The sequence below is a fragment of the Candidatus Pelagibacter sp. genome, assembly GCF_052049935.1.
GTDB lineage: Bacteria > Pseudomonadota > Alphaproteobacteria > Pelagibacterales > Pelagibacteraceae > Pelagibacter.
The window spans coordinates 139,104-154,511 of the sequence record NZ_JBNGZA010000001.1 but is presented as its reverse complement, the minus strand read 5'-3'; the positions used below and the strand labels follow the sequence as shown (position 1 = coordinate 154,511).

The window sequence follows — 15,408 nt, the reverse complement described above, 5'->3', positions numbered from 1 at the left end:
GGTTGAAATTTATTCTCACGCATGTTTTAAAGTGTTCTGTTTTATGGGTAGTAACAAAGAATTCGTCAAATTTGAAAATGTAGACAAAAGCTATGACGGTAAAGTCTTAGTAGTAAAAGGTCTTAATTTAGATATCGCTGAAGGTGAGTTTATAACAATGCTTGGGCCATCTGGTTCTGGTAAAACAACTTGCTTGATGATGTTGGCTGGATTTGAAACTCCAACTAATGGAGAAATTTATTTAGATGGAAAAGGTATCTCAAGTATACCTCCACACAAAAGAGGAATTGGAATGGTGTTTCAAAATTATGCATTGTTTCCTCACATGACTGTTTATGAAAACTTAGCATTCCCTTTAAGAGTAAGAAAAATTCCAAAGGATGAAGCAGATAAAAAAATTGATAAAGCTTTATCAATGGTTTCTCTACAAGGCTTTGCATCCAGAATGCCAGGACAATTATCGGGTGGTCAACAACAAAGGGTAGCTGTTGCAAGATCATTAGTTTTTGATCCTCAGCTTGTACTTATGGACGAACCTCTTGGTGCATTAGATAAAAATTTAAGAGAGAGCATGCAATATGAAATTAAGCATATTCACGAGAGCATTGGAGTAACAGTTGTTTACGTGACACATGATCAAAGCGAAGCATTAACAATGTCAAACAGGATTGCAGTTTTTAATGATGGTAAAGTTCAACAGTTATCAAGTCCTGATGAGTTATATGAAAAACCTGTGAACTCTTTTGTTGCAGAATTTATTGGAGAGAACAATACTTTTGCAGGTGAAGTCTCAGATATTTCTGAAGATAAATGTAAAGTTAAACTAAATAATGCAGAAATCCTAGCTAATCCAATTTCAGTGAAATCAAAAGGTGACAGAACTACTGTTTCATTAAGACCAGAAAGAGCTTTGATTAATCCTTCTGATAAGATGGATAATGTTCATAATGGTAAAATTGAGGAAGTTATTTACCATGGAGACCATACTAGAGTAAGAATTAATCTTTTAGGTAATCCAGAATTTATTCTTAAGGTTCCAAATTCATCATCTAATCTTGATATCAAACTTGGGAATGAGATTAAGATCGGTTGGAATAGTGAAGACGCTAGAGCGTTAGACCCAAAATAAACATACTATATATTGTTAACAATTAGCCAAAAAGGGCTGTTGACACTTCTCTTTGAAATTGTTTTAATTTTGTTTTTAAACGTTTAAACGGAGGAAAAATGAAAACAATTAGTAAGATATTACTAGCACTTTCTTTTGTACTTTCTGTAACTACTTCAGCTTTCGCTACAACTGTAACAGCTGTATCATGGGGTGGAGCTTACACTGAGTCTCAAAAGTTAGGTTATGGTGATCCAACTGCTAAAAAACTTGGCATTAACATTGCTTGGGTTGACTATTCAGGTGGATTATCAGAAATCAAAGCACAAAAAGAAGCTGGCAAAATTACGTGGGATATAATCGACGTATTTGCAATGGATACTATCAATGGATGTGACGAAGGTTTATTTGTTGAATTCGATTTTGACAAAGACTTCCCAGCAGCTCCAGATGGAACTCCTGCAAGTAAAGATTTCTTTACTGCAATGCCAAGTAAGTGTGCTGTAGGAAACATCCTATACTCTTGGAACTACGCTTATAACACTGAGAATGTTAAAGGTACTCCAAAGACTATCGGAGATTTCTTCAATACTAAAAAATTCCCTGGAAAAAGAGCTATCTACAAAAGCGCTTTAACTAACTTAGAGATCGCTTTAGCAGCAGATGGTGTTAAACCAGGAAAAGGTGGCGCTAACATCTATGAAGAATTAAGCACAGATAAAGGTGTTGAAAGAGCAATGAACAAGATCAAAGAACTTTGCACAGACCCTAAGGGTGGATGTGTATTCTGGTCTGCTGGTGCTCAACCACCTGAATTACTAGTTTCTGGTGAAGTAGTAATGGCAACTGGTTGGAATGGTAGATTCTTCAACGCTGAAGTTGGAGAAGGTGCACCAATCAAACAAGTTTGGGATGCTCAAGGTCTTGACTACGAATATTTCGTACAAGTTAAAGGCGGACCTAACGATGCAAATGGTATGGCTAAGAAAGCTTTAGCTATGATGACTAGCACAGAGATGTTAGCTGGTAGTGCAAAATATATTGCATATGCTCCTTGGAGAAAATCATCTATAGCAATTATGGAAGCAGGAGAGCCATGGTACAAAGATGGTAAGACAAACATGGTACCACAAATGCCTACTGCACCACAGAACACTAAAAATTACTTCTTAGTTGATCCAATTTACTGGGCTGACAACGGCACAGAGCTTGGTGAAAAATGGGAAGCAATGAAAGCTGGTCTGTAATTTAGGTTTTATAGAACTTAAATTTATAATATAATTAAAGGGCGGTTTTATAACCGCCCTTTTTATTTATGAGCTCAGAAACAAATAAAATTTTAACAACAGACGGTATACCGTTAGAAGTAAGTTTAAAAAAAGCTGAAAGAAAAAATAAGATAAAAGCTTTTTTACTTGTTGCTCCTTTATTATTCTTTTTAATAATCACTTATGTTTTTCCAATAGGTGACATGTTGTTGAGAAGTGTTGATGATAAAATGGTAACACAAATGCTTCCAAAAACTTTTAAAGCTATGGAAACATGGGATGGTCAAGAGTTACCTGATGAAGAAGTTTTTGCTGCCTTTCATGAAGATTTTATAAAATTAGTTGATGAAAAACGTGAAGGTAAATTATCTACACAACTTAATTACACGAAAAATGGATTTAAAAGTATTATTAAAAAATTAAGAAGAGCCTCCAAAAAATTTGAAGAAGGAAACTATAAAGAACAAATAATGTCAGTTCATAAAAGATGGGCTGATGTAGATTACTGGAGAGCAATCAAAAGAAGAGCACCAGAAGTTACAAATCAAAAATATCTAAAAGCTATGGATATGTATAGAAATGAAGAAGGAAAAATTGTAAGTGTTGAAGAAGATAGAAGAATTCATAGAGTTTTGTGGTTAAGAACTTTAGAAATTGCTTTTTTTGTAACAGTATTTTGTTTCTTAATGGCTTACCCTATAGCTCATTTGCTAGCTACTTTACCAATGAAGTACAGTAACTTGCTGATGATCTGCGTACTGCTTCCGTTTTGGACATCACTACTTGTAAGAACAGCCAGTTGGATGATTTTGTTACAACAACAAGGAGTAGTAAATGACTTCTTTGTTGGAATAGGACTGGTGGATGACGATAACAGACCTGAAATGATGTACAATAAAACAGGAAGTTATGTTGCAATGACACAAATCTTACTGCCATTTATGGTTTTACCACTTTATAGTGTGATGAAAACTATCTCACCAAGTTTAATGAGAGCTGGAAAATCATTAGGTGGAACACCTTTTGTAGCATTCTGGAAAGTGTACTTTCCTTTAACAATCCCAGGAATTGGAGCAGGATGTTTATTGGTGTTTATTTTAGCGATTGGATATTACATAACGCCAGCTTTAGTTGGTGGTGCATCTGGTACTTTAATAAGTAATCAAATTGCTTTTCATATGAAGAGTACACTCGATTGGAGTTTTGCCTCTGCAATGGGATTGATGTTGTTAGCTGGAGTTTTAGCTATTTACTGGCTGTATAATAAAATAGTTGGAATTGATAATATTAAATTAGGATAAATAAGATGGCTTTACCAAAATATACTGAACCACATTATCGAATTTGGCATTATGTTTATCTTACAATCTGCGGAGCAGTTTTCTTTTTCTTAATTGCCCCTTTATTTGTAATATTTCCATTATCATTTAACGCTGAAGAGTTTCTAAGTTTTTCAGATGGTATGAAAAGTCTTGATCCAGATGCTTTTTCACTAAGATGGTACAAAGATATGATTTATGGAACTAAAAATCCTTGGGGATTAGCTGCTAAAAATAGTTTTATAATTGCAATTTTTGCAACAATAGGGTCAGTAATACTTGGAACAGTTGCAGCATTAGGATTGAGCAGCAGGCATATGCCTTATAAAGGCTTGATAATGGCTGTGTTAATTTCTCCAATGATTGTTCCATTAATTATTTCTGGTGTTGCGATATTTTTCTTTATGGCAAAAGCGGGACTAGCAGCAACACATACTGGAATAATTTTAGCTCATATTATTTTAGGGACACCATTTGTGGTAATTACAGTAACAGCAACGCTTTCAGGTTTTGATCATAGTGTTACAAGAGCTGCTGCAAGTTTAGGAAGTGATCCCGTTCACACATTTATGAAAATTACATTACCATTAATTCTCCCAGGAGTAATTTCTGGAGGATTATTCGCATTTGTGACATCATTCGATGAAGTTGTTGTTGTATTATTCTTAGCTGGATTAGAAAACACAACTATCCCAATTCAAATGTGGACAGGTTTAAGAGAGCAATTGAGCCCAACTATATTAGCAGTTGCAACTTGTTTAATTATTTTATCTACTTTAATTTTGGTTACAGCTGAGTTATTAAGAAGAAGATCTGAAAGACTCAGAGGAATTAATCATTAATAATTTTTTCATTTTATGAAAATAAAGAATGTCGTTGTCATTGGTTCAGGTACAATGGGTAGTGGGATAGCAGCCCATTTATGTAATGCGAACGTTCCTGTTACTTTATTAGATTTAACTACAGAAATATCTACAAATGCTAGAGAAAGAATTCACAAATCTCGACCACCGTTGTTAATTGATAAATCTAAAATAAACAATATTAAAGTTGGAAATATAAACGATAACTTTGATGTAGTTAAAGATGCTGATTGGATTGTGGAAGCTGTTGTTGAAAGAATTGATATCAAACATCAAATTTATGAAAAGATATTTAAAGCTAGAAAGGATGGAGCAATAGTTTCATCTAATACATCTTCTATACCAATTAAAGTTTTATCTGAAAATCTCACTGATAAAGAAAAAAAAGATTTTTGTATTACTCACTTTTTTAATCCTGTTAGGTATATGGGTTTATTAGAAATAGTTAAAAATGAAAATAATGATTTAGATAAAATTAATAGTTTAAAAGAATTTTGTGAAGTTGAATTAGGGAAAGGAGCGATTGTTTGTAATGATACCCCAGGGTTTTTAGGAAATAGAGTAGGCGTTTATGCAATGCAAATTGCTATGACAGAAGCTTTTAAAATGAAGCTATCCGTAGAGGAAGCAGATGCAACTTTTGGAAGACCAATGGGAATACCAAAAACTGGAGTTTTCGGTTTATATGATTTGATTGGTATAGATTTAATGGCCGATGTTTTAAAAAGCTTTATTAAGGAACTTCCACAAACAGATAAATTTCATATTGTAGCTCAAGAAATTCCATTAGTTAAAAAACTTATTGATACCGGGTACACAGGAAGAAAAGGTAAGGGTGGTTTTTATAGAATAAATAAAGAAGGTGGATCAAAAGTTTTAGAGGCTTTGAATTTAGAAACTGGAGAATATTCACCAAGTAAAAAAATTGATGTTAAATCAGATAAGGTTGATCTTAATGCTTTAATAAATAGAGGAGACAAATATGGGGAGTATGCATGGTCTGTTTTATCAAAAATAATTAAATATGCTTCATCTCTAGTTCCAGAAATTACAAAAAATTTTAACGATATTGATGAAGCGATGAGGCTAGGATTTAATTGGGCTAAAGGCCCTTTTGAAATGTTAGAAGAAATAGGAGTTGAAAACTTTTTTAGCAAAATTGATGAATTTAAGGGAAATAAATTTTTAGAGGAATTGTCAAAAACAAAAGATGAAAAATTTTACGGAGAGAGACAAAAATACACAAATATTGAAACTGTTGGAAAAGTTAAAAGAAAAGCCCAAAGTGTTGATGGGAACAGCTCAGCACAAATTTATAGATTTAAAGATCATAATATAGTTGAGTTCACTACCAAAGCTAATGCATTAGATTATGACTCAATGGATGCTTTAAAAAAAGCTACCGACAAACCTTTAATAATCATTAATGAAAGTATGCAGTTTTCTGCAGGTGTAAATTTAACTTATACAATGGATTTTGCTGACAAAGGAGATTTTAAATCTATAGAAAAATTTATTAAATATTTTCAAGATACATGTAAGCATTTAAAATATTCAAAATATCCAGTTATCTCTGCTCCATCAGGATTAACTTTAGGAGGTGGATTTGAAGTTTTAGTTCAAAGTAATTTTGTAGCTTCTCATACTAATATTGTAATTGGTTTAGTTGAAACTATTGTAGGTTTAATACCTGCTGGAGGTGGTTGTAAAGAAATGTTGGCAAGGTGGTCTGAAACTAAAGAAGCTAAAAAAGATCCAAATTATGCGCCTTTAAAAGTCTTTGATATCATTGGATACGGAAAAACAGCAACTTCTCCTGTTGAAGCAGTTCCTATGAAATACTTAAGACCTGAAGATAAAACTATAATGAATAGAAACAGTTTACTTGAGGTTTCTAAAAAAATTATAAATGAAAATAAGAATTTTACTCCAACTGAGGAATTGAAATTTAACTTACCAGGTGAGAGTGTTAGAGATGAAATGAATAAGATTTTAGAAAAACTTTATAATGATAAAGTTATATTAGATCATGGTGTTGAAGTTGCAAAAGAATTAGCATTTGTATTGAGTGGTGGTGATACAACAGTTGAAAAAACTCTAACAGAAGATGATTTATTTAAATTAGAGTTAGATGCTTTCATGAGACTTATAGAAACTAAGAAAACTCAAGAGAGAATAAAACACACTCTTGCTACTGGTAAGCCTTTAGTCAATTAACATTCTTAATGAATTAATAAAATCTGGTCTGAGAACATATACAGATTTATCTAAGTATTTAATTGTTCTTAATGTTTCTAATCCGTATAAAACTTTTCCTATTGGTGTGTATTCACCTTCATATAAAGGCTCATCTTGCAAAGTTATAAAAAATTGACTGTCCTCAGTATTATATTTTTGACTTCTTGCTAGTGCCACACTTCCAGCATCATAATTAAAATCTTTATCTACTTCTGAATTTAAAGTTCCTAAACCAGATTTACCTGTACCAATTTTTCCATAATCAATTTTATTTCGTTTTCCAAATTCAATATCCCCTGCTTGAACTAATTTATCTTTGATTACTCTATGGAAAGCAACATCGTCATAAGCTTTAGATTTAATTAAAGTTTTGAATCTTTCTACAGAATTAGGTGAGAGATCAGGATAAAGTTCTATAATAATATTTCCACAATCTATATTAAGCACAGCTATATTTTCTGGTTTATCAAATACTAAATTTTTTGGATCGAAATCTTTAATAAATAAACATTTATTTTTTAAAAGAAAAAATGAAGTTATAGTGAAAGTTGCTAAGGACAAAATAAATATGAAAATGATCTTTTCAGATCTAGATGGCTTGATCTTATTAATCATAATTTAAAATTTTCGTCTAATTCGTGAAGTTTAGATTTTAAAAACTTAATTTTATTTCCCAATATTTTATCATCATTATTTGGAATTAATCCCATCATTATATGTGAGAACACTTCTGCCATATCTTCAGATGCTGTTGATTGAGAATATTCTGTAATAAATCCATTTGTTTTCGAATAAGTATCTAGTCCAAGTTTTTCAGTACATGTAGAACATTCTGCATAATTAAAGTCATTATTGTTGAATTTTGACCAATCACCATAATTAAATAAGTCTTTATAACTATCGTTAATTATATGGAAAACCTCATGATGAATAACTCTTTCAAAGTATTTTTGATTAAACTTAATATCGATAATCAAAGTTTTCATTACATTATCTGGAATTCCAGCTGTATTTATTCCTGAAATAGATAAATCTTCACAAAGAACAATATATTTCAAATTTATTTTTTTTAAAAATTCTTTTGAATACCTGTCTAGATTTTTTTTAATGAGTATATATTTTTCATCTAAATCCTCTTTAGAAGAATTAAAACAATTTATATTGTTATCTACACCGATAGTAAAAGGTTGCTTGGCGTACAAGTATCTTAATTTATTCTCATTTTTTAAATTATAGATTTCAAGATTTGGTATCTTTATGAGTTCATAGATTGTGTTTGCTTGAGCAGAAAAACACAAAAGTATTAATACAAAAAAAGATTTAATTAACCTCATAATTTTGATAATTGAAGATATTCCAATTTAAAAGAATGTGGTAGGCTTAATTAATGAAAAAAGAAAAAAATAAAAATCCTATTCAACCAGTTAGTGGAACTAAAGTTCCAAGATATGCTGGGCCATCAACATTTGCAAGATTACCAGAATTAAGAGATGTTGAAAGTTGTGATGTTGCAATTGTTGGAGTTCCTTTTGATGCAGGAACAAGCTACAGACCAGGTGCTAGATTTGGACCACAAAGTATTCGTCAGGCATCAAGACATTTAAGAACTAATTATCATCCAAGTTATGATGTTGAACCATTTAAAATTCAACAAGTAGCCGATGCAGGAGATATTGCCTGCAATCCATTTAGTATTGATGAAGCTATAAAACAAATAGAAATAGGTGCTACAGATTTATTGAATAAAGTTGGTGGAATTATCAGTTTAGGTGGTGATCATACGATTGCTGTTCCATTGTTAAGAGCAATAAATAAGAAAATGAATGGACCAGTGTCTTTAGTTCATTTTGATGCTCATTTAGATACTTGGGATACTTACTTTGGAGCGCCTTATACTCATGGAACTCCGTTTAGAAGAGCAAGAGAAGAAGGTTTATTTTTAGATGATGCCTCAATGCATGTTGGAATAAGAGGGCCTCTTTATAGTAGAGATGATATCAAAAATGATGAAAGTTTTGGATTTAAAATTATTCACTGTGATGAATTTCAAACAGAAGGTACAGATAAAATTGCTGAAAGAATAAGAAAGAGAGTAGGTGATAATCCTCTTTATTTATCAATTGATATTGATGTTTTAGATCCAGCTTTTGCACCAGGTACTGGTACACCTGAGATAGCAGGAATGACAACTAGAGAAATGGTAAATGTTCTAAGAGGTTTATCAGGATTAAATTTAGTTTCAGCTGATGTTGTAGAAGTTTCACCAGCTTACGACCACGCAGAGGTTACCTCTCTTGCTGCTGCAACAATTGTTTACGAATTAACAAATTTATTTGCAAAAACATAATGAAAGGATAGTTTTAAATCATGTTAGATAAAAAAAATTTTTATATCAATGGACAGTGGACAAAACCAAATAGTTCTGAAGAAATTAAAGTAATAGATCCCGCAACCGAAGAAAACTGTGCTGTAATTTCATTAGGAAATCAAAAAGATGTAGATGCTGCAGTGGGCGCTGCAAAAAAAGCTTTTGAGACTTGGGCTTTTAGCTCAAAAGAGGAAAGAATTAGTTTACTGGAAAAACTATATGAACTTTATAAAAAAAGATGGGCTGATATTGCTGAAGCAATTACTATGGAGATGGGAGCACCAAAAGATTTTTCAACAAAATTACAAGCTGGAACAGGTGCTGCTCATATTAAATCCTTTATAAGATACTTAAAAAATTTTGAGTTTGAAAAACCATTAGGTGAACATGCGCCCAATCAAAGAATTCTTTATGAGCCCAAAGGTGTTTGTACTCTAATTACACCGTGGAATTGGCCAATGAATCAAGTGTGTCTAAAAGTTATACCTGCTCTTGCATCTGGTTGTACTATGATTTTAAAACCATCAGAATTAGCACCATTATCATCAATGATACTTGCTGAACTCATAGATGAAGTTAAATTTCCAGCAGGGGTATTTAATTTAGTGAATGGAGATGGTGCCACAACAGGAAATGCATTAACTGCACACCCTGATGTAAATATGATCTCATTTACTGGATCAACTAGAGCAGGAGCTTTAATTTCACAAAATGCAGCAAAAGATTTTAAAAGAGTTAGCTTAGAACTAGGTGGCAAAGGTGCAAATATTATTTTTAAAGATGCAGATCCAGAAGCAATTGAAAGAGGAGCTTTAAGATGTTTTAGAAATTCTGGTCAATCATGTAATGCTCCAACAAGAATGCTTGTTGAAAAATCAATGTATAATGAAGCTGTAGAAATACTTAAGAAGTATGCTGAAAATTTTGAAGTAGGTGATCCTAAAAAAGAAGGTGAACATATAGGACCTGTAATCTCAGAAACTCAATACAACAAAATTCAAACTCTTATTCAAAAAGGGATTGATGAAGGAGCAAAATTAGTTGCAGGTGGAGTTGGAAAACCTGATGGTTTAGAAAAAGGTTATTTTGTTAAACCAACAGTTTTTGTTGATGTAAATAACAATATGGAAGTAGCAAGAACTGAAATTTTTGGACCAGTTTTATCTGTTATGCCTTTTGAAAATGAAGAGGAAGCAATTAAAATTGCAAATGATACTCCTTATGGACTTACAAATTATATTCAAACACAAGATCCAGAAAAAGTTAAAAGAGTTGCAAGAAAACTTCGTTCAGGAATGGTTGATGTTAATGGTGCAGGAATAGCAGTTGACGCACCTTTTGGTGGTTATAAACATTCTGGGATTGGCCGAGAGGCTGGAGAACTTGGTTTGGAAGAATTTTTAGAAGTTAAAGCAGTAGGTGGTTGGAACTAATTAATAGATTTATTTTTAATTCCATCTAAAAAATTAAGACATTTTTTAAGTTCATTTAATTCGATAAATTCGTCTATTTTATGTGCTTGTTCAATTGAACCTGGGCCGCAAACAACTGTGCTAATTCCAACTTCTTGAAAAAGACCAGCTTCTGTTCCAAATGATACAACTTCTCTTGAGTTATCACCTGTGATAGATGATACAAACTCACATGCCTCAGACTTGTCTAATTTTTCAAAACCTACAACCTCCCCAATAATTTCTTTCTTTATATATGAGTTAGGGAAAACCTTTTTCATATCTGGTAAAAGTTTTTCACTTACAAATTTTTCTATTTCTTTAGTTACAAAATCTCCATCAGCTTTATTTACTGGTCTTGTCTCCCATTCAACTTTGCATTTATCAGCGATAACATTATGCGCTATTCCTCCAGATATACCTCCTATAGATAAAGTAGAGTGAGGTGGATTAAAGATACAGTCTTTGGGTGCTCTTTTAATTAATTCTTGTCTTAATTCTAAAAGTTTATTTATATATCTTGATGCATATTCAATTGCATTAACACCCATATGAGGTTTTGAACTGTGACCCGCAAGTCCACCAAAATGAATTGTGTACTCATTCATCCCTTTATGAGCATCAATAATTTTCATATTGGTTGGTTCTCCAATAATACAAATTCCATTTTTGATATCTCTTTTTTTAAGTTCTTTAATTAATAAAGGAGCACCAATACAAGCAGTTTCTTCATCAAATGTATAACAAAAATGTATATCACGATCTAAATTACTTTCTTTAAAGACAGGAGCGAAAGCCAAGGTGCAAGCAATAAATCCCTTCATATCACAAGATCCTCTTCCATATAATTTTTCATTTTTTATTGTTGCTGTAAATGGATCTGATGACCATCCTTTTGAAACAGGAACAACATCTGTATGTCCAGATAAAATTATAGGTTTTTTACCATTAGTTTTTTTTGCTTTTAAAGTGCCAAATAAATTTACCCTTTTTTCTTCATCATCAAAAACTTTGAAAGTTTCAATACCAAGATCATTAAGAATTTTTTCACAATAATTTATTAATTCACTATTATCTGTTCCAGAAACAGTTTGAAAACCTATTAGATCAGTCAAGATCTTGATTGATTTTTCATATAAATTGTTATCTATAGCCATAGTAAAATTTAATTATACATTATTATTATGAAACCTCAAATAACCTACGATGTTTATGAAAAGTTAGATATTAGACTTGGGACAGTTTTGTCAGTAAAAAAAAATGAAAAGGCCAGAAAACCTTCATTAGTTGTAGAAGTCGATTTTGGAAAAGACATTGGAGTAAAAACATCTTCAGCACAAATAACACATTACTATAATTCTGAAAATTTAGTTGGAAAACAAGTAATTGGAGTATGTAATTTTCCAGAAAAGAATATTGCTGGAATTAAATCTCAATTTTTACTTTTAGGTTCAATTGATGAAGAAGGTAGAGTAACTCTTTTACATCCATCTCAAAAAGCAGAGAACGGTTTACCAATAGCTTAAAATGCATCCAGAAATTTTATCAATAAGTTTATTTTGGTTTGTAGCAGCATACACTCCAGGTCCAAATAATGTTGTTGCATCTTATTCTGGGTTTAACTTCGGTGTAACTAAAACAATTCCTCATATTTTAGGTGTAACTCTTGGATTTACATCATTGGTTCTTTTTTTGACAATTGGTTTGATTAATATATTTAAATTATTCCCAATTATTCAAGAAATAATTAAATATCTTGGAACATTATTTTTAATTTATTTAGCTTATAAAATTGCCTCTTCCACAGCATCAGATGAAATAAAAAAAGACAATCCAGTAAAATTTATTGAAACATTTTTATTTCAGTACTTAAATCCAAAAGGAGTAATGGTTGGTATAATTGTTGTATCAACCTATGTAGAATTAGGAGAAAATTATCTTAATTATGCGACTCAGGTTGTCCTACTTGCCTTTTTATTCTCATCTACCAGTATTACTTTATGGACATTTATTGGCAAATTTTTAAGGAAATTCGCGACAAATGAGAAATTTATAAAATACTTTAATTATGTTATGTCAGGGCTTCTTTTACTAAGCATAATAACTTTTTATATATAAAACTATGAAACCAGGAACAAAAAACTCTTATAACTCACTTTCAGAAATTAAAATTAATAATCAAAATTATAAGTACTATTCATTAAAGAAAGCAGAAGAAAATGGTCTTGAAGGAATTTCAAAACTACCAAAATCAATCAAAGTTCTTTTAGAAAATTTACTAAGATATGAAGATGATTTATCTGTCACAAAAAATCAAATTGAAGCAATTAAAAATTGGTTAAAAGATAAAAAATCTAAAACTGAAATTGCGTATCGACCTGCAAGAGTTCTTTTACAAGATTATACAGGTATTCCAGCTGTAGCAGATTTAGCTGCTATGAGAGAAGCGGTGAAAGAAAAAGATAAAGATCCTAGTACAATAAATCCATTATCAGCTGTTGATTTAGTTATCGATCATTCTGTTCAAGTTGATCAATCTGCAAAATCAGATTCTTTTGAAAAAAATGTTGATATTGAATTTCAAAGAAATGGTGAAAGATATTCTTTTTTAAAGTGGGGACAAAGTGCATTTAATAACTTTAGAATTGTTCCTCCTGGAACTGGCATATGTCACCAAGTAAATTTAGAATACTTATCAAAAGTAGTTTGGTCTGAAGAATTCAATGGTGACAAATATCTATTTCCAGATACTTTAGTTGGAACTGACAGCCATACTACAATGGTTAATGGTTTATCAGTTTTGGGATGGGGTGTTGGAGGAATTGAAGCTGAAGCAGGTATGTTAGGTCAACCAATTTCCATGTTAATTCCCGAAGTAATTGGATTTGAAGTTACTAATAAAATGCCAGAGGGCACAACTGCAACAGATTTAGTTTTAACAGTTGTTAAGATGTTAAGAGATAAAGGCGTAGTTGGTAAATTTGTTGAATTTTATGGAGAAGGATTAAAAAATTTAACATTAGCAGATAGAGCAACTATTGCAAATATGGCTCCAGAATATGGTGCTACATGTGGTTTTTTTCCTGTAGATGATGAAACGTTAAAGTATTTAGAATTCTCAGGAAGAGACAAAGATACAGTTAAAATTGTAGAAACGTATGCTAAAGAACAAGGTTTATGGGCTAGTGATGAATTAGAATTTACTGACAAAATATCTTTAGATATGTCAACAATCGTACCAACAATCTCAGGTCCAAAGAGACCACAAGATAAAGTTTTATTAACAGATGCTTCAACAAGTTTTAAAAAGGTTTATGAAGAAACAACAAATAATAATAAGAGAAAAATAGCAAAAGTTGAGAATACTGACTTTGAAATAAAAGATGGTTCCATTTTAATTGCAGCTATCACTTCTTGTACAAATACATCAAACCCAAATGTATTAATTGGAGCTGGTCTTTTGGCTAAAAAAGCTGTTGAAAAAGGATTGAGTGTAAAACCTTGGGTAAAAACATCTTTAGCACCTGGTTCACAAGTTGTAACAGATTATCTAGAAAAAGCGGGTCTAAATTCATATTTAGATGAATTAGGATTCAACTTAGTTGGATACGGCTGTACAACTTGCATTGGAAACTCTGGACCTTTGGCTGATAATATTGTGAGCACAATTCAAAAAGAAAATTTATACGCAGTTTCAGTTTTATCAGGCAATAGAAATTTTGAAGGAAGAATTTCTCCACATATCAAAGCAAATTATCTTGCCTCACCACCACTCGTTGTAGCATATGCGTTAGCAGGCGATATGGATTTTGATCTTTATAAAGACTCATTTGGCAAAGATAAAGATGGCAATGATGTTTTTCTAAAAGATATCTGGCCTTCAAATAAAGAGATTGAAGTCACTTTAAAATCATCTCTTAATGCTGAAATGTTTGTTAAAAGATACTCTAACGTTTCAGAAGGTCCAAAGCAGTGGCAACAAATAAATACTGAAAAAAGCGACATTTATAATTGGGATGAGGGTTCAACTTATGTAAAAAAACCTCCTTTCTTTGAAAATTTATCAGATGATCCAGAAGGCTTTAAACCGATAAAAGATGCGAGACCATTATTAATCTTAGGCGATATGATAACAACTGATCATATATCTCCAGCTGGAAACATACAAAAAGATAGTCCTACAGGTGAGTATTTTATGAAACACCAAATTCAACAAAAGGATTTTAACTCTTATGGTTCTAGACGTGGAAATCATGAAGTTATGATGAGAGGAACATTCGCTAATATAAGAATCAGAAATGAAATGGCACCAGGAACAGAAGGTGGATTTACAAAATTATACCCAGAAGAAAAAGTTATGCCAGTTTACGATGCTGTGGTCGAATACAAAAAAAGAGGAACAGATCTAGTGGTTATTGGTGGTAAAGAATATGGAACAGGGTCTTCTAGAGATTGGGCTGCAAAAGGAACTAAACTTTTAGGTATAAAAATGGTTATTGCTGAAAGCTTTGAAAGAATACATAGATCAAACCTTATCGGAATGGGAATTTTACCATTGCAATTTACCGATGGTATGGATCGAAATACTCTTGAATTGAAGGGCTCGGAACTAATTAGTGTTAAAGATTTAGAAAATGGAATTAATCCTTCAGACAAAGTTAAAGTGGAGATTAAATATTTATCTGGTGAGATTAAAACAATAGAAACTTTGTGCAGAATAGACACCAAAAATGAACTTGAGTATTATAAGAATGGTGGAATATTACAATATGTTCTGAGAAATATGATTTAGT

Annotated in this window: 13 protein-coding genes; 10 read left to right on the top strand and 3 right to left on the bottom strand. The window is 31.7% G+C overall.

Translation table 11 applies throughout. From position 1 onward, the window contains the following. Positions 1-43: 43 nt before the first annotated feature. From ACTT90_RS00710 to ACTT90_RS00690, 5 genes are all read left to right on the top strand, one after another. Positions 44-1,129, top strand: a complete 1,086-nt coding sequence (locus tag ACTT90_RS00710; protein WP_440936984.1) for an ABC transporter ATP-binding protein — start codon at positions 44-46, stop codon at positions 1,127-1,129. A gap of 98 nt (positions 1,130-1,227) precedes the next feature. Beyond that, positions 1,228-2,355 (top strand): extracellular solute-binding protein, encoded by a 1,128-nt coding sequence (locus tag ACTT90_RS00705; RefSeq protein ID WP_440936983.1) that lies wholly within the window; start codon positions 1,228-1,230, stop codon positions 2,353-2,355. A 68-nt stretch (positions 2,356-2,423) separates the two neighbouring features. Continuing rightward, positions 2,424-3,677: an ABC transporter permease gene (locus ACTT90_RS00700; RefSeq protein WP_440936982.1), complete on the top strand. Its 1,254-nt coding sequence runs from the start codon at positions 2,424-2,426 to the stop codon at positions 3,675-3,677. A gap of 5 nt (positions 3,678-3,682) precedes the next feature. Beyond that, positions 3,683-4,537, top strand: a complete 855-nt coding sequence (locus tag ACTT90_RS00695) for an ABC transporter permease (protein WP_440936981.1) — start codon at positions 3,683-3,685, stop codon at positions 4,535-4,537. A gap of 15 nt (positions 4,538-4,552) precedes the next feature. Continuing rightward, positions 4,553-6,775: a 3-hydroxyacyl-CoA dehydrogenase NAD-binding domain-containing protein gene (locus ACTT90_RS00690; RefSeq protein WP_440936980.1), complete on the top strand. Its 2,223-nt coding sequence runs from the start codon at positions 4,553-4,555 to the stop codon at positions 6,773-6,775. On the opposite strand, the gene ACTT90_RS00685 is transcribed toward ACTT90_RS00690, so the two are convergent. Then, entirely contained in the window at positions 6,764-7,411 is a 648-nt protein-coding gene (locus ACTT90_RS00685; protein ID WP_440936979.1) for a peptidylprolyl isomerase, read from the bottom strand. The genes ACTT90_RS00690 and ACTT90_RS00685 overlap by 12 nt on opposite strands. After that, a complete protein-coding gene (locus ACTT90_RS00680; protein ID WP_440936978.1) occupies positions 7,408-8,130 on the bottom strand; it encodes a putative zinc-binding metallopeptidase in 723 nt (240 codons plus the stop codon). The genes ACTT90_RS00685 and ACTT90_RS00680 overlap by 4 nt, the downstream gene beginning before the upstream one ends. 53 nt (positions 8,131-8,183) lie before the next feature. Here ACTT90_RS00680 and speB point away from each other — a divergent pair, with 53 nt between their 5' ends. Then, complete coding sequence (gene speB / locus ACTT90_RS00675) at positions 8,184-9,143, top strand: agmatinase (protein ID WP_440936977.1); 960 nt, start codon at positions 8,184-8,186, stop codon at positions 9,141-9,143. Positions 9,144-9,163: 20 nt separating this feature from the next. Next, positions 9,164-10,597, top strand: a complete 1,434-nt coding sequence (locus tag ACTT90_RS00670) for an aldehyde dehydrogenase family protein (RefSeq protein ID WP_440936976.1) — start codon at positions 9,164-9,166, stop codon at positions 10,595-10,597. Here ACTT90_RS00670 and argE read toward each other — a convergent pair. Further along, positions 10,594-11,772 (bottom strand): acetylornithine deacetylase, encoded by a 1,179-nt coding sequence (gene argE, locus ACTT90_RS00665; RefSeq protein ID WP_440936975.1) that lies wholly within the window; start codon positions 11,770-11,772, stop codon positions 10,594-10,596. The two genes, ACTT90_RS00670 and argE, sit on opposite strands and share 4 nt — an antisense overlap. Before the next feature lie 27 nt (positions 11,773-11,799). On the opposite strand from argE, the gene ACTT90_RS00660 reads away from it, so the two are divergent. From ACTT90_RS00660 to acnA, 3 genes are read left to right on the top strand one after another with little or no spacing between them, the layout of a single operon-like run. Further along, positions 11,800-12,141 (top strand): tRNA-binding protein, encoded by a 342-nt coding sequence (locus ACTT90_RS00660; protein ID WP_440936974.1) that lies wholly within the window; start codon positions 11,800-11,802, stop codon positions 12,139-12,141. Position 12,142: 1 nt separating this feature from the next. After that, a complete protein-coding gene (locus ACTT90_RS00655; RefSeq protein WP_440929943.1) occupies positions 12,143-12,733 on the top strand; it encodes a LysE family translocator in 591 nt (196 codons plus the stop codon). A gap of 4 nt (positions 12,734-12,737) precedes the next feature. Next, complete coding sequence (gene acnA / locus ACTT90_RS00650) at positions 12,738-15,407, top strand: aconitate hydratase AcnA (protein WP_440936973.1); 2,670 nt, start codon at positions 12,738-12,740, stop codon at positions 15,405-15,407. Position 15,408 lies beyond the last annotated feature (1 nt).